The organism is Methylobacterium sp. BTF04, from assembly GCF_010692745.1.
GTDB lineage: Bacteria > Pseudomonadota > Alphaproteobacteria > Rhizobiales > Beijerinckiaceae > Methylobacterium.
The window spans coordinates 37726-61931 of the sequence record NZ_JAAHTB010000028.1 but is presented as its reverse complement, the minus strand read 5'-3'; the positions used below and the strand labels follow the sequence as shown (position 1 = coordinate 61931).

Below are 24206 nucleotides of genomic sequence, written 5' to 3'. Positions count from 1 at the left end.
ATCGGAGACCTCCTCCTTCACAAAAAGAGCTCTCCACTTTTCCGAGGCAAGTCCACTCGACCCGTATACCGGTGACGTGGTCGACCGCGTGGCGACCGGGCAGGACGTCATGGCGGTGATCCGCCGTCTGCACAGCCTGTCGTATTTCGGTCCGGTGGCGAACGGCCTGATCGAGGTGGTGGCGGGATTCTGCGTCATCCTCATCGCCACCGGCGTCGTCCTGTGGTGGCCGCGCGGGCAACCCGGTGGGCAACCTGGCGGAATCGTCAGCCTGCGCGCGACTCCGCGGCGGCGGGTGTGGTGGCGCGACCTCCATGCGGCGACCGGCCTTATCGCCGGCGCCGGCATTCTCTTCCTCGCGCTGACGGGGCTGCCGTGGTCGATCGTCTGGGGGCAGCAGCTGCGCAGCTGGTCGAACCGGGCCGGGCTCGGCCAGCCGCAGGCGCTGTGGGCCGACAAGGCCGTCTCCACGCTGCCGATGCGCACGGTCCTCGCCACCACCGGCTGGACGCTGCAGGACGCGCCGGTTCCATTGTCGGGCCCCGCCACCGCCACCCCGATCGGCCTCGACCGGGCGGCGGCGATCCTGAGCGACCTCGGCATGCCGCGCGGGTACGAATTGGCGCTGCCGGTGGGCGAGACCGGGGTCTATGCGGCGGCCGCATACCCAAGCGACGTCACCCGTCAGCGCCTGATCTCCCTCGACCAATATAGCGGCCGGCCGGTCGTCGACGTGCCGTTCTCCGAACTCGGCGGCGTGGGCAAGGCGATCCAATTCGGCATCGGCCTGCACAAGGGCGAGTATCTCGGCCGGGTGAACCAGTTCGCGATGCTGGCCTTCTGCCTCGCCACGATCCTGCTCAGCGTAAGTGCCGCGGTGATGTGGTGGAAGCGCCGGCCCTCCGGCGGCCTCGGCATCCCGCCCTGGCCGCGCGACCGCCGGGTCGCCACCAGCGTGACCCTGATGGTGCTCGGCCTCGGCGCGCTGTTCCCGCTCACCGGCGCGGCGATCCTGGCGATGATCCTGCTCGATCTGGCCGGCCAGGGCGTCGCGCGGCGAAGGGCGGCCTGAGACACCGGCGAACGGGCGCAGCGCCCGTGTTCCAGAAGTCCGCTTCGGCGACCAGCTCGCACCGGCTCCTCGGCTTCGCCCTGGTGGCGCTGAGCCTGTGGCTGCAGGCGCTGGTGCCGGCCGCCACGGTGCGGATGCTCGCCGATCCGCTGCGCGGTGCCGTCATCTGCGGACACGGTGCGGAGACCGCCGCGTCGGACGCCCCGGCGCCCGCTCTCGGGCATGGGGCTTGCCCGCTCTGCATGGGAGCTCTGACGGCGCCGAAAATCCCCTCGCCGCCGCAGGCGTTCTACGCGCCGCACCCGACGATCATCGCCTGGTCGATTCCCCCGCCAGGACGGGGGCGAACCGAACCCTGTCACAGCGGCCAACCGCGCGGGCCGCCAATCCCGTCCTGATCCCCGCCACCCGAGCGCCGCGTGCGCCACACGCCCACCCCACGATAAGACGAGTGACTCCGATGTTTTTCTGTCCCCCTGACGGCCGGCGCCTCTACGCCGTGATCCTCGCCGCCGCCCCGCTTGCGGTCTGCGAAGCCGCGGCGCAGCCTGCGCCCGACAGCGTCACCCTCGCGGAAGTCTCCGTGGTCGGAGATGGCGGCGGCATCCCGTTCGGCGTCGCCGCGCCGATGGGCTCGGCCCCGGTCGTCATCGAACGGCCGGTCGGTCAGGTCGTGACCAGCGTCGGGCGCGCCGGCGCCATCGCCGACCGGTCCGCCACCAGCATCGGCTCGGTGCTGCTCGACAGCCCGGGCGTCACGGTCCGGCAGGGCAACGGCGCCCGCGACGTGGTGATCTCGATCCGCGGCAACAATGCCCGCTCCACCGGCGTCACCAAGAACACGGTCGTCCTCGAGGACGGCTTCATCCTGACCCAGCCCGATGGCGCGTCGCGCTTCGATCTCGTCGATCCGCGCGCCTATAGCCGGATCGACGTGTTCCGCGGGCCGCAATCGGCCCTGTTCGGCAATTACGCCACCGGCGGCGCGCTCGCCTTCCGCACCCGCACCGGGCGCGAGATCGACGGCTACGAGATCGGCACCGATGCGGGCGCCTTCGGGTATCTCAGCAATTACTTCACCGTCGGCGGCGTCAGCGGCCCGGTGGAGATCAGCCTGTTCGCCAGCGATGTCCGCGCCAACGGCTACCAGGACCATTCCAGCTACGACACCCAGACCGTCAACCTGACGGCGAGCTACACGCCGACCCCCGACAACCGCTTCACCTTCAAGGTGATCAACAACACGCTCCAGGCCGATCTGGCGGCGCGCTCTTCCCTCGATCAGTTCGCCATCAACCCGTACCAGCGCGGCTGCGCCGCCGCTGCCACGGCAGCCGCGGGCTGCACGACGTTCAACCTGCTGCGCAACGGTGCCTTCGGCGCGACGGTGCCGGTGACCGCCACCGAGGGCGCCTTCGGGCGCAACGACCGCCGCACCATCGTGGCCGCCCGCTGGGAGCACGACCTCGACGCGCAGACCACGTGGCGCACGCAGCTCGGCTTCGATGAGCGCAACTTCAACCAGCCCTTCTATACAACCTCGTCGCGGGGCTCCTATCCGTCCTGGAACTTCCTCACCGACCTGACCCGGCGCTACGACCTCCTCGGATTGCCGGCGGTGGGCTACGTCGCGCTCGCCTACAACACCATCGACAACCACATCACCACCTACAACCGCGCGCCCTATGGCGGCCCGACTCTCGGCGCGCTCATCGGCAACCAGGAGGCGGTGCAGTCGAACCTGGGCGGCCGCGTCCGTACGGAGATCGCGCTCTCGTACAGGTGGACCGGGGTGCTCGGCATCAGCGCGGAAAACACCACCATCACGGGCAGAAGCCTCGCCTACGCGTATTCGGCGGCGGGGCGCACCGCGACGCAGGCCACCGCCGACCGCAGCTTCCTCAACGTCGCGCCGGAGCTGGCGCTGGTCTACCGCCCGAACGACGCCTGGGCCCTGCGCGGCCGGGTCGCCACCGGATACACCACCCCGGCGGCAAGCAACCTGTTCATCACGTCGGCCGGCGTGCCCGGCAACAACACCCAGCTCCAGACCCAGGAAAACCTCGGGTTCGACCTCGGGGCCGACTGGACCCCGATCGAGTCCCTGCGCCTCAGCGTCACCGGCTTCTACGAGTTCTTCCGCAACGAACTCGTGTCGCAATCGCCGGGCGCCGGCCTGCAGAGCTTCACCTTCAACGCCCCGGCCTCCGAACACCGCGGCATCGAGGTCGCCGCCGCCTATGCGTTCTCACCGGGATGGCAGGGGACGCTCGCCTACACCTTCGACGACCAGATCTACACGCGCTACGTCGAGCAGCTGAGCGCGGGACGCTTCAGCGTGCCCTTCGACCGGGCCGGAAACCGCCTCCCCGGCGTTCCGGCGCATCAGCTCCTCGCCCGGATCGGCTACGAGCACACGACCGGCCCGCTCGCGGGACTCGGCGCCTATGTGGAGACCGTGTTCCAGGACGGATTCTTCATCGACAACGCCAACCAGTTGAAGGCGCCGGGATATGCCATCGCCAACGCCAATGTGCACTATTCCACAGAACTGACAGGAGGTTACGCCAAGCGCCTCAACCTCTATCTCGAAGTCCGCAACGTCTTCGACGCGACCTATGTGGCCTCGGCCCAGAACCTCGCCAACACGATCAGCGGCACGACGGGCCTGCAGAATGGCGCCGCTCTCCTGTCGAGTACCACGGGGTCAGTCTTCGCCGGCGCACCGCGCAACATCGTCGGCGGGATGAAGCTGTCGTTCTGAGGGATTGCAGGCCGCCCGGAACTGGCGGGGCACTGCCCATGCACTGACCAGACAGGCGGCCATCGATCGCGACGCCTTCGCCGAAATGCCTATTTTTTAAACTTTGTGGGCGCCGCTTGCGCCGCAAAGCCGCGTTCGCTCACTCTGCAGGCGCCGAAAGCGGCCGCTCGCCGGCGCTGGGTCCGGCCGATTCGCGCGCCAACCGCCCCCGAGGGGCGACCGGCTTTCCACGCCGGCTTCCGGGTCACCGCCGGCGTTGGCCGCGCGCTTGCATACACCGCTCTTGCATACGTGATGCGATGTCCGGACGCGCCATCCGCGAGCGCCGTCGAGGGAACCTGAGCCAGCATGATCGTCTCGTTTAAGCGTTGGTCGACCACCCGCCTCCTCGCTGCCTCCCTGCTGAGCGGCGTGATGATGCCCGGCGCCTTTGCGCAGGGCGTCCTCAAGATCGGGATGACCGCTTCCGACATCCCGCTGACCACCGGTCAGGCCGACAATGGCGGCGAGGGCATGCGGTTCATGGGCTATACGGTCTATGACGGGCTCATCAACTGGGACCTGTCCTCGGCCACCAAGCCCTCCGTGCTGGTGCCGGGCTTGGCCACGAGCTGGACGGTGGACCCGGCCGACAACACCAAATGGACGTTCAAGCTGCGCGACGGCGTGACCTTCCACGATGGCTCCCCGTTCACCGCCGAGTCGGTGGTGTGGAACCTCGACAAGCTCCTCAAGAACGACGCGCCGCAGTTCGATCCGCGCCAGTCGGCCCAGGGGCGCTCGCGCATCCCGGCGGTGGCCAGCTACAAGGTGATCGACCCGACCACGGTGGAGATCGTCACCAAGGCGCCCGACGCGACGCTACCCTACCAGATCGCCTGGATCATGATGTCGTCCCCCACCCAGTGGGAGAAGCTCGGCAAGAGCTGGGACGCCTTCGCCAAGACCCCGTCGGGGACGGGCCCGTGGAAGCTGACCCTGTTCGCCCCGCGCGAGCGCGCCGAGATGGCGCCCAACAAGGAATACTGGGACAAGGCCCGCGTGCCGAAGCTCGACAAGCTCGTGCTGGTGCCGCTGCCCGAAGCCAATGCCCGCGTGGCCGCCCTCCGCTCCGGTCAGGTCGACTGGATCGAGGCGCCGCCGCCGGACGCCGTCGCCTCGCTGAAGGCCGCCGGTTTTGGCATCGTCACCAATTCCTATCCGCACAACTGGACTTGGCACCTGTCGCGCGTCGAGGGCTCGCCGTGGAACGACATCCGCGTGCGCAAGGCCGCCAACCTCGCCGTCGACCGCGAGGGCATGAAGGAGCTGCTCAACGGTCTGATGATCCCGGCACAGGGCTTCATGCCGCCGGGCTCGGCCTGGTTCGGCCACCCGACCTTCAAGCCGACCTACGATCCGGAGGGCGCCAAGAAGCTCCTGGCGGAAGCGGGCTATGGCCCCAACAAGCCGATCGTCACCAAGATCCTGATCGCGCCGTCGGGCTCGGGCCAAATGCAGCCGCTGCCGATGAACGAGTTCATCCAGCAGAACCTCGCGGATGTCGGCATCAAGGTCGAGTTCGAGGTGGTGGAGTGGAACACCCTGATCAACTTGTGGCGGGCGGGCGCGAAGTCCGACATGTCGCGCAAGGCCACGGGGATGAACTTCTCCTACTTCATCCAGGACCCCTTCACCGGCTTCATCCGTCACCTGCAATGCAACCTCGCCGCGCCCAACGGCACCAACTGGGGCAATTACTGCGACCCCGAGATGGACAAGCTGTTCGATCAGGTCCGCACCACCTTCGATCCGGTGGAGCAGACCAAAGTGCTGGAGAAGGTCCACGAGAAATACGTCAACGAGGCCCTGTTCCTGATGGTGGCGCACGACACAAACCCGCGCGCCCTGAGCCCCAAGGTGAAGGGCTTCGTCCAGGCGCAGAACTGGTTCCAGGACTTTTCGCCGATCTCGATGGGCAAATGATCCGCGATGGGCAAGTAATTCGCGATGGGCAAGTAATCGGCGGCGTTTGCGCATGAACCCTCCCCCCGTCGCGGGGGAGGGTGACCCACGCAGTGGGTCGGGAGAGGGGAGCGCCACCGTCTCCGAACAGACCTGAGCCGACCCCTCTCCCGCCTGCTTCGCAGGCACCCTCCCCCGCACAGAGGGGAGGGGTTCAAGGGCCCCGCACCATGCTGAGTTTCATTCTCCAACGCCTGCTCACCGTCACGCCGGTCGCGATCGGCGTGAGCATCGTGTGCTTCCTCCTGGTGCACCTCGCCCCCGGCGATCCGCTCAGCGCGATCCTGCCGGTGGACGCCACGCAGGAGACCATCGACGCCATGCGCACCGCCTACGGCTACGACAAGCCGCTGCCGGTGCAATATGTCCTCTGGCTCTGGCACGTGCTGCACGGCGATCTCGGCATCTCCATCGCCACCGGGCGCCCGGTGGTTCAGGAAGTCGGCCGCGCGGTGGTCAACAGCCTGATCCTCGCCTTCGTGGCGACGCTCATCGGCTTCACCTTCGGCACCTTCTTCGGCTTCGTCGCCGGCTATTTCCGCAATTCGGTGCTCGACCGGGCCGCCTCGGCGATCTCGGTGTTCGGCGTGAGCGTGCCGCATTACTGGCTCGGCATGGTGCTGGTCATCGTGTTCTCGGCCCAGCTCGGCTGGCTGCCGCCCACGGGCGCCGGACCGGACGGCTCGGGCAACTGGCGACCGGACCTCGACCACCTGCGCTACATCATCCTGCCGGCGGTCACGATGTCGGTGATCCCGATGGGCGTCATCGCCCGCACCATCCGGGCGCTCGTCGGCGACATCCTCGCCCAGGACTTCGTCGGCGCCCTGCGCGCCAAGGGCATGAGCGAGTTCGGCGTGTTCAAGCACGTGGTGAAGAACGCCGCGCCCACGGCGCTCGCCATCATGGGCCTGCAGCTCGGCTACCTCCTCGGCGGCTCGATCCTGATCGAGACGGTGTTCGCCTGGCCGGGCACCGGCTTCCTCCTCAACGCGGCGATCTTCCAGCGCGACCTGCCCCTGCTCCAGGGCTCGATCCTCGTGCTGGCGATGTTCTTCGTCGCTCTCAACCTCATCGTCGACGTCGTCCAGACGGCGCTCGACCCGCGCATCGAGAGGGGCTGATGTCGCTCGCTTCCCCCACCGCCCCCCCGGTCCTCGACATTGCCGGCGGGGCTACCCCGGCCCTGGCCACCCCCGACGCCTTCGTGCCCTCGCGCGGGTTCTGGGGGCAGGTCGGGAGCAAGCTCCTGCGCGATCCCGTGGCGATGATCGCGGCCTGCGTCATCCTCACCATCGTGCTCGTCGCGGTGTTTTCGCCATGGATCACGCCGATGGACCCGTATCGCGGGTCGATGCTGCGTCGCCTGCGGCCGATCGGCGATTCCACCTACCTCCTCGGCTCGGACGAGCTCGGGCGCGACATGCTGAGCCGCCTGATGTTGGGCGGGCGCCTGTCGCTGTTCATCGGCGTCACGCCGGTGATCCTCGCCTTCGTCATCGGCTCCGGCATCGGCATTCTCGCCGGCTATGTCGGCGGCTGGCTGAACACCGTGCTGATGCGCACCGTCGACGTGTTCTTCGCCTTCCCGTCGGTGCTGCTGGCCATCGCGCTCTCGGGCGCCTTGGGGGCGGGCATTTTCAACTCCATCGTCTCGCTGACCTGCGTGTTCGTGCCCCAGATCGCCCGTGTGGCCGAGAGCGTGACCACCCAGATCCGCTCGCGCGACTATGTCGACGCGGCCCGGCTCTCGGGCGCCTCGACCTTCACGATCCTGAGGGTGCAGGTGCTCGGCAACGTGCTCGGACCGATCTTCGTCTACGCCACCAGCCTCATCAGCGTGTCGATGATCCTGGCGTCCGGCCTGTCCTTCCTCGGCCTCGGGGTGAAGCCGCCCGAGCCGGAATGGGGCCTGATGCTCAACACCCTGCGCACGGCGATCTACGTGAACCCCCTGGTCGCGGCGCTGCCGGGGCTGGCGATCTTCATCGTCTCGATCTCGTTCAACCTGTTCTCGGACGGCCTGCGGTCGGCGATGGAAGTGAAGGCATGAGCACGCTCACCGGCGCCGTTCCCACCGACCGCGATCGCGGTGGCCCCGGCCAGCCGCTCCTCACCGTCGAAGGCCTCGTCAAGCACTTCCCGGTCAAGAAGGGCCTGGGCGGCAAGAAGGCGGTGGTCCGCGCCGTGGACGGCGTCGATTTCGGCATCCTCAAGGGCGAGACCCTGGGGATCGTCGGCGAATCCGGCTGCGGCAAGTCCACCACCGCGCGCCTGATCATGGGCCTCATCGCCCATGACAAGGGCGACCTCCTGTTCGACGGCGAGCGGATCGGCAGCCGTGCCCTGCCGCTGCGCGAGTTCCGGGCCCAGACCCAGATGGTGTTCCAGGACAGCTACTCGTCGCTGAACCCGCGCATGACCATCGAGGGCTCCATCGCCTTCGGGCCGCAGGTCCACGGCGTGCCCAAGCGCCAGGCCATCGAGCGGGCGCGCAGCCTGCTCGCCCGCGTCGGCCTGGAGCCGGCGCGCTTCGCGGCCCGGTATCCGCACGAGTTGTCCGGCGGCCAGCGCCAACGCGTGAACATCGCCCGCGCACTCGCCCTGGAACCGCGCCTCGTGGTCCTCGACGAGGCGGTCTCGGCCCTCGACAAGTCGGTGGAGGCGCAGGTGCTGAACCTGCTGATGGACCTCAAGCAGGAATTCAACCTCACCTACCTGTTCATCAGCCACGACCTCAACGTGGTGCGCTTCATCTGCGACCGGGTGGCGGTGATGTATCTCGGCCAGGTGGTGGAGATCGGCCCGGCCGACACCGTGCTGGCCAACCCGGCCCATCCCTACACCGCAGCGCTGCTGTCCTCGATGCCGTCGATGGACCCCGATGCACGCACGCAGGTGGCGCCACTGGCCGGCGATCCGCCCAACCCCATCGACCCGCCGCCGGGCTGCCGCTTCCATCCACGCTGCACCCTGGTGGAGGAGGTCTGCCGCAGCGTGGTGCCGCCGCTCGATCCGGTGGATCCCCTCCACCGAGTCGCCTGCCTCGCCCGCCAGCCGGGCTCGGGCCATTCGCTGGCACCCATGATGACGGTGGCGGCATGACCACATCCGTGAACGAAGCCGCCGTCGCGATCCGCGGCCTGAAGGTCGTCTTCGGCGGCGTGGTCGAGGCGGTGGACGGCGTCGACCTCACCCTCGAGCGCGGCCAGGCCGTGGCGCTGATCGGCGAATCGGGCTCGGGCAAGAGCGTGACCCTGCGGGCGATCATGCGGCTCAACCCCGAGCGCAAGACGAAGATCGGTGGCCAGATCCTGGTGGCCGGCCAGGACGTGATGGCGCTCTCGGCCAAGGGCCTGCGGGCCCTGCGCGGCCGGGCGGTGGCGATGATCTTCCAGGAGCCGCTGCTGGCGCTCGACCCGGTCTACACGGTGGGCAGCCAGATCACCGAAGCGATCCGCCAGCACGAAAAGATCAGTGCGGCGGACGCGCGCAAGCGGGCGCTGCAGCTGTTCGAGCGGGTGCGCATTCCGAGCCCGGAGCGGCGCCTCGACGCCTATCCGCACGAGATGTCGGGCGGCATGCGCCAGCGCGCGATGATCGCGCTCGCACTCGCCTGCCGGCCGCAGGTGCTGCTCGCCGACGAGCCGACCACGGCGCTCGACGCCACGGTGCAGATCCAGATCCTGCTGCTTCTGCGCGAATTGCAGGCGGAGCTCGGCCTCTCGACGATCTTCGTGACCCACGATCTCGGCGCGGCGGTGGAAGTCGCCGACCGGATCGCGGTGATGTATGCCGGCCGCATCGTCGAGGAGGGCTCGGCCCGCGACGTGGTGCTGAACCCGCACCACCCCTACACCATCGGCCTGATGCGCAGCCGCGCCGACGGGGCGCTCTCCAAGGGCACGCGCCTCAAGACGATTCCGGGCAGCCCGCCCGACCTCGCCAACCGCCCGCCCGGCTGCCCGTTCGCCCCGCGCTGCTTCCTCGCCGAGGATCGCTGCCGGGTGGATGCGCCGGCCTATGTCGCCGTGGAACCCGGCCACCGGGCGGCCTGCTGGCGCACCGACGCGGCGCATGCGGCCTTCGCGGGCGACAAGGCGCGGGTGCTGGAGGCGGCGGTTTAGCGGTTTGGGCGGTCCTGCCGCTGCGGGCAATCGGATCACAAAGCTTTTGGGTGACCGCGCTTCAGGTGGGGGCATCGCGCCGACGCGGCGCGTGCGCCGCTGTCCAAAAGAAATCGGACGGCGTTCAGCCCATCCGTAATCCGGCCTTCGCCTTGCGCCGCTGCAGATACAGGCTCGCCCCCAGCGCCGTGGCGATCACTGCGAGCGACATCCCCGTGGTGAGCGTGCCGAGCGCGTAAATCTCCGGCGTGGTCACCGTGGTGGTGAGCCCCTGGAGTTCCAGCGGCAGGGTGTTGCGGCCGCCGATGGCCTGGCTGGTGCGGGCAAGTTCGTCGAAGGACAGGGTGAAGCCGAACAGGGCGACGCCGACCAGCGACGGCCCGAGGATCGGCACCACCACGTGGCGCAGGGTCTGCGGACCGGTGGCGCCGAGATCGCGCGCTGCCTCTTCGTAGGCCGGATCGAAACGGTTGAAGACCGCGAACATGATCAGCAGGCCGAACGGCAGCGTCCAGGTCAGGTGCGCGCCGAGCGCCGAGGTGTAGAGCCCCATCAGGGTGCCGTGCTCCTGCAGCCAGTCCCAGCCGGTCGCCGTGGCGGCCCATTTCACCGCCTCGTCGAGGAGCCTGAATTCGAGGCCGATGCCGAGCGAGACCACGATGGAGGGCACGATCAGACTCGCCACCGCCAGCGTGAACAGCACGCCCTCGCCGGCGAACCGCTTGCGGAAGGCGAGACCGGCGAAGAACGCGATGATCACGGTAAGCGCCATCACCACGAGGCCGAGGCGCAGCGAGCGCCACAAGGCCCCCCAGATATCGACGATGCCGAGGCCGGCCCAGAGCTTGCCGAACCAATGGGTCGAGACCCCGTTCATCGGGAAGGTGAGGCCGCCCTGCGGACCCTGGAAGCTCAGCACCAGGATCGTCAGCGTCGGCCCGTACAGGAAGACAACGAATAGGCAGAAGAACGCGGCCAGGACGTAGAAGGCGAGGGAGCGGGGCCGGTCGCTCATGGGTGAGAGGCTCGCATCCTCAGAGTTCCTTGCGCAGGTCGATGAGCCGGGTCATCGCGACGATCATCAGCATCACCGCGCCGAGCAGCACGATGGCGTTGGCCGCCGCCGCCGGCAGTTGCAGCGCCGACATCTGTACCTGGATCACCTTGCCCACCGAGGCGATCTGCTGGCCGCCCATGACGCCCACGGTGACGAAGTCGCCCATCACCAGCGTGACCACGAAGATCGACCCGATGGCGATGCCGGGCTTGGCCAACGGCACCACCACGTTCCACAGGGTCTGCCAGCCCGTGGCGCCGGCATCGTAGGCGGCCTCGATCAAGGCGCGATCGATGCGGGCCATCGAATTGAAGATCGGCACGATCATGAAGACCGTGTTGAGATGGACGAAGGCGAGCACCACCGAGAAATCGGAATAGAGCAGGCCCTCGATCGGCCGGCTGATGAGCCCCATGCCCTGGAGCGTGTCGTTGACGAGCCCATTGCGGCCGAGCAGCGGAATCCACGAGATCATGCGGATCACGTTCGAGGTCCAGAACGGGATCGTGCAGACCAGGAACAACACCATCTGCATCGTCTTCGAGCGGACGTGGAAGGCGACGAAATACGCCACCGTGAAGCCGATCACGAGGGTGAACGCCCAGGTCAGCGCGCAGAATTTCAGCGTCGACAGGTAGGTGCGAACGGTGGTGCATAGGTCGGTGGTGGCCGTGCAGCCCTCGAACACGTCGACGTAGTTCTGCAGGGTGAAGGCCGGGATGATCTCGTACTCGTTGTACTCCCAGAAGCTCACCATCAGGGTGAGGGCCAGCGGCACCACGAAGAACACCAGGAAGACGAACGCCATCGGCGCCGCCTGGAGATAGGCCAGCACGCGCCGGCGCCGGGTTTTCGCGGTGAGGCTCTGGTGGGCCGCGGCGGGCGGGGATTCCGCGTGGGTGGCGAGCACGGCGTCGGTCATGCGTGAGCCGCCGGCAGCGTTTCCGCCCCCAGTTCCCGCACCGCAATGGACGTCGCGGCGAGTCTGTGTTTTCCGATCGGCCCCTTTGGTGCGAAGCGTCGCGACAGGCTCCCTCTCCTGGAAGGAGAGGGTTGGGGTGAGGTGTGTGACATCTCCGAAGAGTCCACACACCTCGCCCTGTCCCTCTCCTTCCAGAAGAGGGGACCAACGCTCGATCCACGTGCGTTCAGGATCATGGCGAGTGCCTTCGGGCAGGAGAGAGCGCTCTGGATCGGCGCGGCGTGCCTCACGCGGCGATGAATTCGTTCCACTTGCGGACCATGTAGGTGTTCTCGTCCATCACCGCGTTCCAGCAGGCGACGCCGCCCATGCGGGTCTCGAACGAGCCGCCGTCGCGAATGGCGCCGGCCTTTTCCAGCACGCCGCCATCGGGGCCCTTGATGTCCTGCGCGGCGGGCTTGCCCTCCATCCAGTAGGCCCATTCGTAGGGCTCCATCTGGGTCTTGGCGGTGTCCAGCACCGCCGAGTAATAGCCCTGGCGGTTGAGATAGGCCCCGGCCCAGCCCGACAGGAACCAGTTGATGAAGTCGTAGGCCGCGTCGAGCTTCCTGCCGGTGAGGGTCTTGGGAAGGCCGAACCCGGTGGCCCAGGCGCGGTAGCCTTCCTTGAGCGGCTGGTAGGTGCAGGCCACGCCCTGCGAGCGGACCTTGGTGACCGCGGGCGACCACATCGACTGGATCACCGTCTCGCCCGACGCCATCAGGTTCACGGATTCGTTGAAATCCTGCCAGAAGGCGCGGAACTGGCCCGCGCGCTTGGCCTCGATCAGCAGCTTGATGGTGCGGTCGATCTCGGCCTTCGTCATGTTGCCCTTGTCGGGATAGGTGTAGTCGCCGGTGGCCTCGATCACCATGGCGGCATCCATGATGCCGATGGACGGAATGTTGAGGATCGCGGCCTTGCCCTTGAACTCGGGGTTCAACAGCTCCTTCCAGCTGGTGATCGGGCGCTTGATCAGGTCGGGGCGGATGCCGAGCGTGTCGGCGTTGTAGGTGGTCGGGATCAGGGTGATCCACTCGGTGGCCGAACCGGCGAAGGTCTTGCCGGTCTGGCCTTCGAGGTAGAATACCTTCTTGGGCGCCGTGCCCTGGTCGCCTATCTTCCTGCCGCCGACCTCGCCCTTGGTGAAGACCGGCGTGATGTTGTCGGCCTGCTTGATGCGGCGGGCATCCATGCCCTGGATGTTGCCCGAGGGGATCAGCTTCTTGAGGCTGAAGAACTCGGTATCGACGATGTCGAACGAGTTCGGCTGGGTGATCACCCGCTTGGTCACCTCGTCGGTGACCACGGGGATATACTCGATGGTGATCCCGAGATCTTCCTTGACCTTGCGGGCGATGTCGCCGGATTGGTTCACGGCGGTGCCGAGGTAGCGCAACGTCACCGGCTCGGCGGCGATCACGTTGGGAAATCCGGTGATCGGCCCGGCTCCGAGGGCGAGGCCGGTGGCGCCCGCGCCCTGCAGCAGGGTGCGGCGGCTCAGCTTGATCGTGGTGGTCATGCTCGATCCTCTACGCAGGGGAAAACTGTCACGCGCTCAGGCGGTGGGCGGCCGCCGCATCCCAGCCGAACGGGATGCTCTGCCCGAGCGCCAGCGGACGGGCGGCATAGGCTTCGTCGCTGAGGATGGCGGTCAACGCACCGTCCGCGGTGGCCTGGCCTTCGGCCTCCAGGCCGACATGGACGCTGGTGCCCTGGTACTCCACCGAGACGATCCGGGCGGACACCGCGTCGGCCCCGGCCTCGGCCCCGAGGCGCATCCGGTCGGCCCGCACGGCGATGCGTTCGTCGCCGAGGCGGATCACGTTGTGGCCGCCGATGAAGCGGGCGACGAAGGCGGTGGCCGGGCGCTCGAAGATCGTGCGCGGGTCGGCCGCCTGCTCGATCCGGCCGCCATTCATCACCACCACCAGGTCGGAGAGCGCCATCGCCTCCTCCTGACTGTGAGTGACGTGGATGAAGGTGAGGCCGAGATCCTTCTGCAGGCGCTTCAGCTCGGTCCGCATCCGCACCCGCAGGAACGGGTCGAGGGCCGAGAGCGGCTCGTCGAGGAGCAGGACCTTTGGACCGGTGACCAGGGCCCGGGCGAGGGCCACACGCTGCTGCTGGCCGCCCGAGAGCTGGGCCGGCAGGCGCTCGGCCAGATGCGCCATCTGCACGAGATCGAGCATGGCGAGCGCCTTGGCACGCCGCTCGGCCTTGCCGATCCCACGCATCTTCAGGCTGAAACCGACATTGTCGCGGCAATTGAGGTGCGGGAACAGGGCATAGCTCTGGAACATCATCGCCGTGCCGCGCTCGGACGGGGTGGCATCGCCGACCGCCCGCGGGCCGATCACCACGTCGCCGCTCGACACGGTCTCGTGGCCGCCGATCATCCGCAGGGTCGTGGTCTTGCCGCAACCGGAGGGACCGAGGAGGCAGCAATAGGCGCCCGAGCGCACCTTCAGGTCGATGCCGTCGACGGCTTTCGTGTTGCCGTAAAGCTTGGTCAGGCGGATGAGTTCGACGTCCATGCGGTTCTCCCCACCGGAGAGCGAGCAAGGGGCGGGCCAGATATCGGTCCTGCATCGCGACAGAACCGGTTCCGGCGGGACGGGCCGCGCTCCTCAAGACGCCGGCCGGAGAGAATAACAAAATTTGGCGGACGGACAGGCGCCGACGCCGATGCGACGGTATGCATCTTGCCGCCGGCATCGGGACGCCATCACGCAGCGAGGAACCCGGTATGGGTGGGACACGGCACAATCTTCGGGTCGACGGAGCGCGACTGTGGTCGACGATCGTCGAGACGGCGGCCTTCGGTGCGACCCCGGCCGGGGGCGTCAACCGGTTGACCCTGTCGCCCGAGGACGGACAGGTGCGCGACTGGTTCCGTGCGGCGTGCGAGGCGGCGGGGCTGGAGGTCGGGGTGGACGAACTCGGCACCCAGTTCGCCCTGCGGCCGGGCCGCGACATGACGCGGGCGCCCATCGCCTGCGGCTCGCACCTCGACACCCAGCCCACCGGGGGGCGCTTCGACGGCATTCTCGGCACGCTCGCCGGGCTCGAGGTGATGCGCTCCCTCAACGATGCCGGGATCGAGACCGAAATCCCGCTTCTCGTGGTCAACTGGACCAACGAGGAAGGCTCGCGCTACGCCCCGGCGATGATGGCCTCGGCGGCCTATGTCGGCGAATTCACCGTGGAAGACATCCTCTCGCGCCAGGATGCCGCCGGGATCAGCGTGGCACAGGCGCTCGAATCCATCGGCAACGTCGCCACGGAGCCCCTCGGCGCGCGCACCATCGGAGCCTTCGTCGAGCTCCACATCGAGCAGGGGCCGATCCTGGAGGCCGAGGGCAAGACCATCGGGGTGGTGGCGGGCGGGCAGGGCATCGCCTGGTTCGACGGGGCGGTCACCGGGTTCGAGAGCCATGCCGGCACCACGCCGATGACGCGCCGGCGCGACGCCTTCAACGGCTTGGCCGAAGTCGCCCTCGCGGTGGAGCGCATCGCGCTGGCCCACGGCCCGAGCGCGGTGGCGACGATGGGCGAGGCGGTGATCGCCGCACCGTCCCGCAACGTCATCCCCGGCCGGGTGCAGTTCACCCTCGACGTGCGCGATCCGGAAAGCGCCACCCTCGACGCCGTCGAGACGGAGTTGCGGGCCGCCCTCGCGGAGATCGCCGGCCGCCGCCGGCTGACGATCGACCTCGACCGGATCTGGCGCAAGGAGCCGGTGCCGTTCGATGCCGCCATCGTCGGGCTGGTGGAATCGGGGGCCGAGGCGCTCGGGCTGTCGCACCGCCGGATGGTCTCGGGCGCCGGCCACGACGCCTGCAACCTCGCCGGGAAGGTGCCCACCGCGATGATCTTCGTGCCGTGCCGCGACGGCATCAGCCACAACGAGGCGGAATCGGCCACGCAGGCAGACTGTACGGCCGGCGCCGACGTGCTGCTCCAAACCCTGCTGACCCTGGCCAACGCGCCCGCGACCACGGCGTGATCAGACCTCCGGGTCGAGCTGAACCGGGGCGATGGCGGCGAACACGCAATCGCCCGCGCTGCCATCCTCATGGGCCAGCATCGCGAAGGTGCCCGGGTGCGCCCACGTCATCATGTGGGCGTGCCAGGCATTGGTGCGGTAGTTGATGCCGACATGGCCGGGCACCCGGAAGGCGTACAGGGCCGTCTCGTCCGGGCGCCCGTCCCGGTCGGGGGCCACCACCACCACGTAGGCGTCCACCGCGAGCGGCAGGAAGGCCTGGCTCGAATGGGGATGGCGCTCGAGGCGCCCGAGCGGCATCAGGCCGGCCCAGGGCTCGCTGTGGATGAGGGCGAGGTTGGCCGCGGCTCCGGGCCGCCCGTTCTCCAGGGCGGTCGCCCGATCCTGGCGCGGCGGAACGGCCGGAGCGTCCAGGAGCGTCCCGAACGGCGCGAAGGCGACGGGATCGATCGGCCGGATCGTCAGGCGACGCGGGGTGGGTTCATCGTGCGGCATGGTCACCGGGGCTGATCGGGCAGGGCCGGCCCATCCTACACCACCCCACAGGGGGGATGGAGGCCGTGGTCAGGAACTGATGAGATCGATGGCGTGCCGGTCGAACGCGTCCTGGAACAGCCGCGGAGGCGGTCGGTCGGTGACGACGCTGAGCGCGTCGCCGAGGCCGAAGGTGCAGAGATTGGCCTGGCGCCCGAACTTGCGCGAATCGGCCAGCAGGACGGCGCGGCGGGATTGGTCCTTCAGGACGCGGCGGAGCACGGATTCATGCTCTTCGTGGTCCATCCAGCCATGGTCGAGATCGCAGGCGGCGATGCCCATGAACGCGATGTCGAAGACGTAGCGCCGGGCATAGGCCACGGTCTCGTAGCCCACCAGCGCGTTGTCGACGGAGCGCAAGGTGCCGGGGGTCAGGTTGATCCGCGCCGGGCCGCCGCCGAGCAGCAGGGCGATGTCCACCGAGTTCGTGGTGATGGTGAGATTGCGGCCGGTGAGTCGGCGCGCCAGAGCCAGGGTCGTCGTGCCGGTATCGAGGAAGAGCGACATGCCGTCACGCACCAGCCCCTCGCCGAGGACGGCGACGCGTGCCTTCTCGCGGGTGTTGACCTTGCCACGCTCCAGCAACGGCCGCTCCTGATCGAGACGGGGCGGCACGGCGCCACCGTGGATACGCCGCACCAGGCCGCGCTCTTCCAGCACCCTGAGATCGCGCCGGATGGTTTCTTCCGACACCTTCAGGAACGCGGCGACATCCGAGACGCCGACCCGTCCCGCCGCGTGCAGGCGCGACAGGATTTCCTGATGGCGATGATCCGTGAGCATGCGCGACAACCGTTCCAACGTTGACGCGATGATAACGGCGACAAACGCGTCCAGTCGCAGGCCAAGTCGCCGCGGGAACAGGGTATCCCATGCTCGTTTGCGTTGTGCCGCAACCGGCCGCGACCGCAACGCGGGACAGGCACGCCCAGCGGCGCTTCATCCTGCACGCGCGCGATCGCCCATCACTGCGGGTCGGGAGGCCCTTCGCCCTTGCCGACGAAGGGGATGCCCTCGATCGGGCATTCCTCGGTGCCGACGCTCTGGCGGGTGATGGCCCGCACCGCATCGCGGGTGCCCTCGGGGTCTTCGATCCAGCGGCGATAGAAATCGTACGGGCAGTCCGACAGGCCGTGCCGGTTGTCGCCCGAGTTGATCATGCCGGTATAGCCGCGGTGCAGCAGCTTGAAGAGGTGGTTCTCGGATTGGCCGTGGGCGCGGGAATCGCGGATCAGGAACTTCGATAGGGCTGCATACTGGATGCCCATCTCCTCCTCGCCGCATTCGCCCAAGGTCCGGCCGTCGAAGCCGACGATCGCCGAGTGACCGAAATAGGTGTAGACACCGTCGAAACCCGCCGCGTTGGCCACCGCCACGTAGGTATTGTTGGCGAACGCCATCGCCTTCGACATCAGGATCTGCTGCTCCTTGGCGGGATACATGTAGCCCTGGCAGCGGATGATGAGTTCGGCCCCGCGCATGGCGCAGTCGCGCCAGATCTCGGGATAATTGCCGTCGTCGCAGATGATCAGGCTGATCTTCAGGCCTTTGGGACCGTCGGACACATAGGTCCGGTCGCCCGGATACCAGCCCTCGATCGGCGTCCAGGGCATGATCTTGCGATACTTCTGCACGATCTCGCCCTGGTCGTTCATCAGGATGAGCGTGTTGTAGGGCGCCTTGTGGGGGTGCTCCTCGTGGCGCTCGCCGGTGAGCGAGAACACGCCCCAAACCTTGGCCTTGCGGCAGGCGGCGGCGAAGATGTCGGTCTCGGGCCCCGGCACGGTGGTGGCCGTCGCGTACATCTCGGCCGCGTCGTACATGATCCCGTGGGTCGAGTATTCGGGGAAGATCACCAAGTCCATGCCGGGCAGGCCCGACTTCATGCCGATCACCATGTCGGCGATCTTTCGGGAATTCTCCAGAACCTCCGCCTGCGTGTGGAGGCGGGGCATCTTGTAGTTGACCACCGCGACGCCGACGCTGTCGCTGCTGGACGAGATGTCTCCGTGCATCATGGCGATGTTGCTCCTCGATTGGGACGAGCCCTCCCCCCAGTGCGGGGGAGGGTGCCTGCGGAGCAGGCGGGAGAGGGGAGCGCTGCCCCATTCGGACCGGTCGGCGCCGCCCCTCTCCCGGTCGCTCCGCGACGCCCCCTCTCCCGCAGAGGGGAGAGGGGGCGTCGCGGTCAAGTCAGTGGCTGATCATCCACGGGCGCGCGCTCGGGAAACCTTTCGCGGCCGTGGGATTGGACTTCGGCTTCGCGCCGCTGCAGCAGCCGCAGCCGGCCCCGTGTCCCGATGACTTGCGGGGCGCGTGCGCGCTCCGCTCGTTCGTCGCATGCGCCCTGCGCTTGCCCGCATCCATCGAGGCGAGGTTCGGCGCGGTGAGGAAGGCGCGCCCGCAGGCCGAACCGCAATCGGGGCAGTCGTGCGGGTCCTTGAACTGCGCCATCGGGCGCAGCACGGTGAACGGCCCGCAGGCCTCGCAGGCGTAATCGTAGACCGGCATCTCAAAGATCCGGCGAGAGCGGCATCTGGATCGAGCCGTCGATATGCTTGATCGGCCCGTTCGCGTCGGGGTTGATGTCGAACTCGAAGATCTTGGTGGGAATCCACAAGGTCGCGCAGGCATTCGGGATGTCGACGACGCCCGAGATATGGCCCTGTACCGGCGCGGTCCCGAGGATCGAGTAGGCCTGCGCCCCCGAATATCCGAATTTCTTCAAGTATTCGATCGCATTCAGACAGGCCTGCCGGTAGGCGATGTGGACGTCGAGGTAATGCTGGCCGCCGTGCTCGTCGACGGAGATCCCCTCGAAGATGAGATGGTCGTCGAATTTCGGCGTGATCGGCGACGGCCTGAAGATCGGGTTCTTGATCCCGTACTTGGCCATGCCATCCTTGATCAGGCTGACCTTGAGGTGGACCCAGCCGGCCATCTCGATGGCGCCGCAGAAGGTGATCTCGCCGTCGCCCTGGCTGAAATGCAGGTCGCCCATGGAGAGGCCCGCGCCCGGCACGTAGACCGGGAAGTAGATCTTCGAGCCGCGCGACAGATCCTTGATGTCGCAATTGCCGCCGTGCTCGCGCGGCGGCACCGTGCGGGCGCCCTCCGCCGCCGCCTTGTCGCGGCCTTCGCCCTTGAGCCGGCCCATATGGGCGGTGGGCCCGAACGGGAGGGTGGCGAGCGCCGGCACCCGGCCCGGATTGGTGTCGTAGAGCCCCTTCTCGCGGATGTTCCAGGTCTCGAGCATCTTCGGATCGGGCAGGCAGCCGATCAGGCCGGGATGGATTAGGCCGGGGAAGCGCACGCCGGGGATGTGGCGCGACTTGGTGAACATGCCCTCGAAATCCCAGATCGACTTCTGGGCCTGGGGGAAGTGCTCGTCGAGGAAGCCGCCGCCGTTCTTCTTGGAGAAGAACCCGTTGAAGCCCCACTGGCTCTCGGGCTTGGCACCGATGTCGAGCAGGTCGACCACGAGGAGATCACCGGGCTCGGCGCCCTCGACGCCGATCGGGCCGGACAGGAAGTGGACGATGGACAGGTCGATGTCGCGCACGTCGTCGGCGGAATCGTTGTTCTTGATGAAACCGCCGGTCCAATCATAGGTCTCGACGATGAAGTCGTCGCCGGGCTTGACCATGGCCACCATCGGAATGTCCGGGTGCCAGCGATTGTGGACCATGTCGTTGTCGTAGGCCGACTGGGTCAGATCGACCTTGATCAGGGTCTCTGCCATGGTGTCCGTGCTCCCTTCCCTGGGTGAGGACATGCGTCCCCGTTCGCGCGGGCGGTGGAACCCACCCGCGTGTGACGTGTCGGCGGATTGGCCCGGCCGCGCGGCCGGACGTCCGCATCAGCGTGCGAGCAGCTCCTTGAGAGCCGCATCGACGAAGGCGATGTCGGGGCTGGTGCCGCGCGGGTCGCCGGCGAAATGACCCCAGTCGCTGTGGCAGACGCGCAATTCGGCATTCGGCATGCGCGCGACCTCGTAGGCGCTGTCTTCCTGCGGGAAGTAGAGGTCGGTCGAGCCCGGCATGACGATCGCCTTGGCCTTGATGCCGGCGAGCGCCGCGTCGAAGTCTCCGCCATAGGCCGGATCGCCCGAAATATCGGCATGCTGCCATGTCCACAGCAACGCCAGGAGATCGTTCGCGTCCTTGGGCAGGAAGAATCCCTCCCAGAAGTACACGAGGAAATCCTCGAGCGACGCGTAGTTCCACGGGACGTCGGGCGCCCGCCCGCCGAACGGCCGGACCGGCTGCTTCAGCTCGAGTTCCTTGCGGTAGAACGTCTGCGAGAAGCCCCAGCCCGCATAGACCCGCGCCATCGCGCGCAGGCCCCGGCGCGGCGGCGCTTCGTACCAGCCGTCCTTGAACTCGGCGTCCGCGGTCAAAGCCGCCTTCACCCCTTCGAGGAACACGAAATTGTGCCGCGAGCAGCGCGCCGCGCCCATGAACGGCAGGATGCGCTCGACCATGTCGGGATACGACGCGCCCCACTGGAACGACTGGGCCGCCCCCATCGACCAGCCGGTGACGAGCGCGATCCGTTCGATGCCGAACTTTTCGGTGACGAGTCGATGCTGCAGGCGGACCTGATCGTAGATCGTCACCGGCGGGAAGCGCGCACGATCATAGGGTTCGGAGGTGTTGCTCGGCGATGACGAGACGCCATTGCCGAGCATGTTCGGGATGATGATGAAGTATTGGGCCGGATCGAGGGCCATGCCCTCGCCGATCAGCCATTCGTTGTCGGCGTGGCTGGCGGAATACCAGGTCGGATAGACGATGACGTTGTCCTTGGCCGCATTCAGCGTGCCGAAGGTCTTGAAGGCGAGCTTTGCGTCGTGCAGCGTTCGGCCGCACTGGAGGACGACATCGCCGAGCTCGAAGATCTCGTAATCGCTCACAAGGCTTGTCCCTTCAGACCGACAGGAAGCGGGCGACCTGCGCTTCGTCGATATCCGCGCGCAGGGATTCGTGGACGATATTGCCATTCTCGATGACCAGCACCCGGTCGGCGACGTCGAGGGCGAAGCTGAGCACCTGCTCGGAGACGACGATGGAGAGACCGCGCGCGTCGCGGATCTTCTTGAGCGTGCGGCCCATCTCGCGGATGATCGAAGGCTGGATGCCTTCGGTCGGCTCGTCGAGGAGCAGCACCTTCGGCCGGCTCGCCAGCGCGCGGGCGATGGCGAGCTGCTGCTGCTGACCACCCGAGAGGTTGCCGCCGCGCCGGCCCTTCATCTCGAGCAGCACCGGGAACATCGTGTAGAGTTCCTGCGGTACCTTGCGCTCGTTGGTGACGGTCAACCCGGTCTCGATGTTCTCCTGCACCGTCATCGACGAGAAAATCATCCGCCCCTGTGGCACGTAGGCGAGGCCCTTGGCCACGCGGCTATGGCTCTTGAGGGTCGATACCTCCTCGCCATCGACGTTGATCGAGCCGGACTTGATCGGCACGATCCCCATCAGGGTCTTCATCAGCGTGGTCTTGCCCATGCCGTTGCGGCCCATCACGGCGACGATCTCGCCGGGCGCGACCGCGATGTCGAGGCCGTGCAGCACCTCGCTCTGGCCGTAGGCCGAATGCAGGTCGCGGATCGCCAGCATGGGCGCGACGGCACCGATGACCGAGGGGATGACGGGCGGCGCAGCGGCCGTCGCGGAGGTCTGCAGCATGGCGTCTGTCCCTGTCAGTGGCCGAGATAGACTTCGATGACCTTGGGGTCGTTCTTGACCCGCTCCATCGACCCTTCCGACAGCACCTTGCCCTGGTGCAGCACGGTGACCCGGTGGGCGATGTCCTCGACGAACTTCATGTCGTGCTCGATCACCAGCACCGAGCGGCCGACGATGATCTGGTTGAGGAGTTCGGCGGTCTTGATGCGTTCGCCGACGCTCATGCCGGCCACCGGCTCGTCGAGCATCAGCAGTTCGGGGTCCTGGATCAGCAGCATGCCGATCTCCAGCCATTGCTTCTGGCCATGGCTGAGAAACTCGGCCCGCTCCTGCAGCTGATCCTTCAGAAAGATCATGCTGGCGACCTCCTCGATCCGGTCGCGGACCTGCGCGTCGCGCTTGAAGGTGAGAGCGCCGAACACCGAGCGGCCGCGCGGGAACGAGATTTCCAGGTTCTCGAACACCGTCAGGTCGTCGTAGATCGACGGCGTCTGGAACTTGCGCCCGACGCCGGCCTGCACGATGGCGCTCTCGGAGAGCTTCGTCAGCTCCTGGCCCTTGTACTTGATCGAGCCCGCGCTGGCCTTGGTGCGCCCGCAGATCAGGTCGAGCACGGTGGTCTTGCCGGCCCCGTTGGGGCCGATGATCACCCGGATCTCGTTGGGATCGACGTAGAACGAGACGTCGTTGACCGCCTTGAACCCGTCGAAGGAGACGGTGAGCGATTCCACCGCCAGCAGGAAATTCTTCTCGGCCGGATCGGCGCCGATGATGTGGGACGGCAGGATGGCGGCGTTCATCGGATCGAATCCTATTCGGCCGCGTGGGGAAGGGCGACGGCGGGGGCGGGCTCCAGGGCCTTCACCTTGCGGGTGAGGCGCGGCTCGACATAGGTGCGGTAGATGCCCGCGAGTCCGTTCGGGAAGGCCAGCACCACGGCGATGAACAAGGCACCGAGGCCGAACAGCCAGAGCTCGGGGAAGCTCTCCGAGAAGCTGGTCTTGGCCCAGTTGACGAGAAGCGTGCCCCAGACCGCGCCGAACAGCGACAGGCGCCCGCCGACGGCGGCGTAGATCACCATCTCGATCGAGGGCACGATGCCGACGAAGGACGGCGACATGAACCCGACCTGGAGGGTGAACATCGCCCCGCCGATGGCGGCGAACACGGCGGCCAGACAGAACGCGAAGGTCTTGAAGCTGGCGACCTGATAGCCCGAGAACCGGACCCGATCCTCCTTGTCGCGCATGGCGAGGAGGATGCGCCCGAGCTTGGACTTCTTCACCGCCTGCGCGAACAGGATGCAGCCGATGAGGAGAGCGCCGTTGAGGAAGTAGAGGATATTGTGCGCGCTGTCGGTGCGGATGTCCCAACCGTGGAGCGTGCGCAGGTCGGTGATGCCGTTGATGCCGCCGGTATAGCCCTGCTGGCCGACGATCAGGATCGTCAGGATCGCGGCGATGGCCTGGGTGATGATGGCGAAGTAGGTGCCGCCGACCCGGCGCTTGAACATCGCCGTGCCGATGACGAAGGCGAAGAACGCCGGCACCACGATCACCGCGATGATCGTGAAGGGCAGGCTCTGGAACGGCTTCCAGAACCACGGCAACTCGGTGATCTGGTTCCAGTCCATGAAGTCGGGGATGCCCGGCGTCGACTGGATCTTAGTGTTGGCGACGCTCGACGCCTCGAGCTTCAGATACATCGCCATCAAGTAGCCGCCGAGCCCGAAGAACACCCCCTGGCCGAGAGAGAGGATGCCGCCGAAGCCCCAGCAGATCACCAGGCCGAGCGCCACGAACGAGTAGGTCAGGTACTTGCCGACGAGGTTGAGCCGGAACGCATCGAGCAGCATCGGCAGCACGAGGAAGATCACGCCGGCGAGCAGGGCGAGACTGACCCACTCCATCGGCTTCATATACGGGTTGTCGTTGATGACGGGAGACTTTTTGTCGGTCGAGATCTTGGCGCTGGTCATGATGTTCAGGCTC

At 67.5% G+C, this 24206-nt stretch carries 22 protein-coding genes; 9 read left to right on the top strand and 13 right to left on the bottom strand.

The window, feature by feature from the left end; translation table 11 throughout:
• The 8 genes from G3T14_RS16295 to G3T14_RS16260 all read left to right on the top strand — a co-directional run.
• The coding region (locus G3T14_RS16295; RefSeq protein ID WP_163643593.1) for a PepSY domain-containing protein at window positions 1-1072 on the top strand (1072 nt) is incomplete at its 5' end.
• A 26-nt stretch (window positions 1073-1098) separates the two neighbouring features.
• Window positions 1099-1470 carry a DUF2946 family protein gene (locus G3T14_RS16290; protein WP_163643592.1) on the top strand — a complete coding sequence of 124 codons (372 nt, stop codon included), beginning with the start codon at window positions 1099-1101 and terminating at the stop codon, window positions 1468-1470.
• Between the two features lie 62 nt (window positions 1471-1532).
• Window positions 1533-3836 carry a TonB-dependent receptor gene (locus G3T14_RS16285; protein ID WP_163643591.1) on the top strand — a complete coding sequence of 768 codons (2304 nt, stop codon included), beginning with the start codon at window positions 1533-1535 and terminating at the stop codon, window positions 3834-3836.
• Between the two features lie 414 nt (window positions 3837-4250).
• Window positions 4251-5801 (top strand): ABC transporter substrate-binding protein, encoded by a 1551-nt coding sequence (locus G3T14_RS16280; RefSeq protein WP_246733387.1) that lies wholly within the window; start codon window positions 4251-4253, stop codon window positions 5799-5801.
• 209 nt (window positions 5802-6010) lie between these two features.
• Window positions 6011-6964: an ABC transporter permease gene (locus tag G3T14_RS16275; protein ID WP_163643589.1), complete on the top strand. Its 954-nt coding sequence runs from the start codon at window positions 6011-6013 to the stop codon at window positions 6962-6964.
• Window positions 6964-7893 (top strand): ABC transporter permease, encoded by a 930-nt coding sequence (locus G3T14_RS16270; protein WP_163643588.1) that lies wholly within the window; start codon window positions 6964-6966, stop codon window positions 7891-7893. The genes G3T14_RS16275 and G3T14_RS16270 overlap by 1 nt, the downstream gene beginning before the upstream one ends.
• The gene (locus G3T14_RS16265; protein ID WP_163643587.1) at window positions 7890-8945 is read left to right on the top strand and encodes an ABC transporter ATP-binding protein; all 1056 of its coding nucleotides are present in this window, start codon (window positions 7890-7892) and stop codon (window positions 8943-8945) included. The genes G3T14_RS16270 and G3T14_RS16265 overlap by 4 nt, the downstream gene beginning before the upstream one ends.
• Window positions 8942-9967, top strand: a complete 1026-nt coding sequence (locus tag G3T14_RS16260; protein ID WP_163643586.1) for an ABC transporter ATP-binding protein — start codon at window positions 8942-8944, stop codon at window positions 9965-9967. Before G3T14_RS16265 ends, G3T14_RS16260 begins: the two co-directional genes overlap by 4 nt.
• 124 nt (window positions 9968-10091) lie before the next feature.
• Here the strand turns inward: G3T14_RS16260 and G3T14_RS16255 are convergent, their stop codons facing one another.
• The 4 genes from G3T14_RS16255 to G3T14_RS16240 form a co-directional block, all read right to left on the bottom strand.
• Entirely contained in the window at window positions 10092-10982 is an 891-nt protein-coding gene (locus G3T14_RS16255) for an ABC transporter permease (protein WP_163643585.1), read from the bottom strand.
• A gap of 19 nt (window positions 10983-11001) precedes the next feature.
• On the bottom strand, window positions 11002-11946 hold the full coding sequence (locus tag G3T14_RS16250) for an ABC transporter permease (protein WP_163643584.1): 945 nt from the start codon (window positions 11944-11946) through the stop codon (window positions 11002-11004).
• A gap of 286 nt (window positions 11947-12232) precedes the next feature.
• The gene (locus G3T14_RS16245) at window positions 12233-13507 is read right to left on the bottom strand and encodes an extracellular solute-binding protein (protein ID WP_163643583.1); all 1275 of its coding nucleotides are present in this window, start codon (window positions 13505-13507) and stop codon (window positions 12233-12235) included.
• A gap of 28 nt (window positions 13508-13535) precedes the next feature.
• Window positions 13536-14522 (bottom strand): ABC transporter ATP-binding protein, encoded by a 987-nt coding sequence (locus G3T14_RS16240; protein WP_163643582.1) that lies wholly within the window; start codon window positions 14520-14522, stop codon window positions 13536-13538.
• Window positions 14523-14734: 212 nt separating this feature from the next.
• Between G3T14_RS16240 and G3T14_RS16235 the strand changes: the two genes are divergently transcribed.
• Window positions 14735-15994 carry a Zn-dependent hydrolase gene (locus G3T14_RS16235; protein WP_163643598.1) on the top strand — a complete coding sequence of 420 codons (1260 nt, stop codon included), beginning with the start codon at window positions 14735-14737 and terminating at the stop codon, window positions 15992-15994.
• Here G3T14_RS16235 and G3T14_RS16230 read toward each other — a convergent pair whose 3' ends face one another.
• The 9 genes from G3T14_RS16230 to urtC all read right to left on the bottom strand — a co-directional run bounded on the left by G3T14_RS16230 (window position 15995) and on the right by urtC (window position 24193).
• On the bottom strand, window positions 15995-16489 hold the full coding sequence (locus G3T14_RS16230; protein WP_163643581.1) for an ureidoglycolate lyase: 495 nt from the start codon (window positions 16487-16489) through the stop codon (window positions 15995-15997).
• Between the two features lie 69 nt (window positions 16490-16558).
• Window positions 16559-17311 carry a DeoR/GlpR family DNA-binding transcription regulator gene (locus G3T14_RS16225; protein WP_163643580.1) on the bottom strand — a complete coding sequence of 251 codons (753 nt, stop codon included), beginning with the start codon at window positions 17309-17311 and terminating at the stop codon, window positions 16559-16561.
• Window positions 17312-17493: 182 nt separating this feature from the next.
• Window positions 17494-18546: an aliphatic amidase gene (locus tag G3T14_RS16220; protein ID WP_163643579.1), complete on the bottom strand. Its 1053-nt coding sequence runs from the start codon at window positions 18544-18546 to the stop codon at window positions 17494-17496.
• A gap of 175 nt (window positions 18547-18721) precedes the next feature.
• Window positions 18722-19039, bottom strand: a complete 318-nt coding sequence (locus G3T14_RS16215; protein WP_163643578.1) for a zinc ribbon domain-containing protein — start codon at window positions 19037-19039, stop codon at window positions 18722-18724.
• A 1-nt stretch (window position 19040) separates the two neighbouring features.
• Complete coding sequence (fmdA, locus tag G3T14_RS16210; RefSeq protein WP_163643577.1) at window positions 19041-20270, bottom strand: formamidase; 1230 nt, start codon at window positions 20268-20270, stop codon at window positions 19041-19043.
• Between the two features lie 117 nt (window positions 20271-20387).
• Entirely contained in the window at window positions 20388-21443 is a 1056-nt protein-coding gene (locus tag G3T14_RS16205; protein ID WP_163643576.1) for an alpha/beta fold hydrolase, read from the bottom strand.
• Between the two features lie 13 nt (window positions 21444-21456).
• Window positions 21457-22146 carry an urea ABC transporter ATP-binding subunit UrtE gene (gene urtE, locus G3T14_RS16200; RefSeq protein ID WP_204262897.1) on the bottom strand — a complete coding sequence of 230 codons (690 nt, stop codon included), beginning with the start codon at window positions 22144-22146 and terminating at the stop codon, window positions 21457-21459.
• Window positions 22147-22229: 83 nt separating this feature from the next.
• A complete protein-coding gene (gene urtD / locus G3T14_RS16195; RefSeq protein WP_163643574.1) occupies window positions 22230-23015 on the bottom strand; it encodes an urea ABC transporter ATP-binding protein UrtD in 786 nt (261 codons plus the stop codon).
• A gap of 11 nt (window positions 23016-23026) precedes the next feature.
• Window positions 23027-24193: an urea ABC transporter permease subunit UrtC gene (gene urtC, locus G3T14_RS16190; protein WP_163643573.1), complete on the bottom strand. Its 1167-nt coding sequence runs from the start codon at window positions 24191-24193 to the stop codon at window positions 23027-23029.
• Between the last annotated feature and the right edge of the window lie 13 nt (window positions 24194-24206).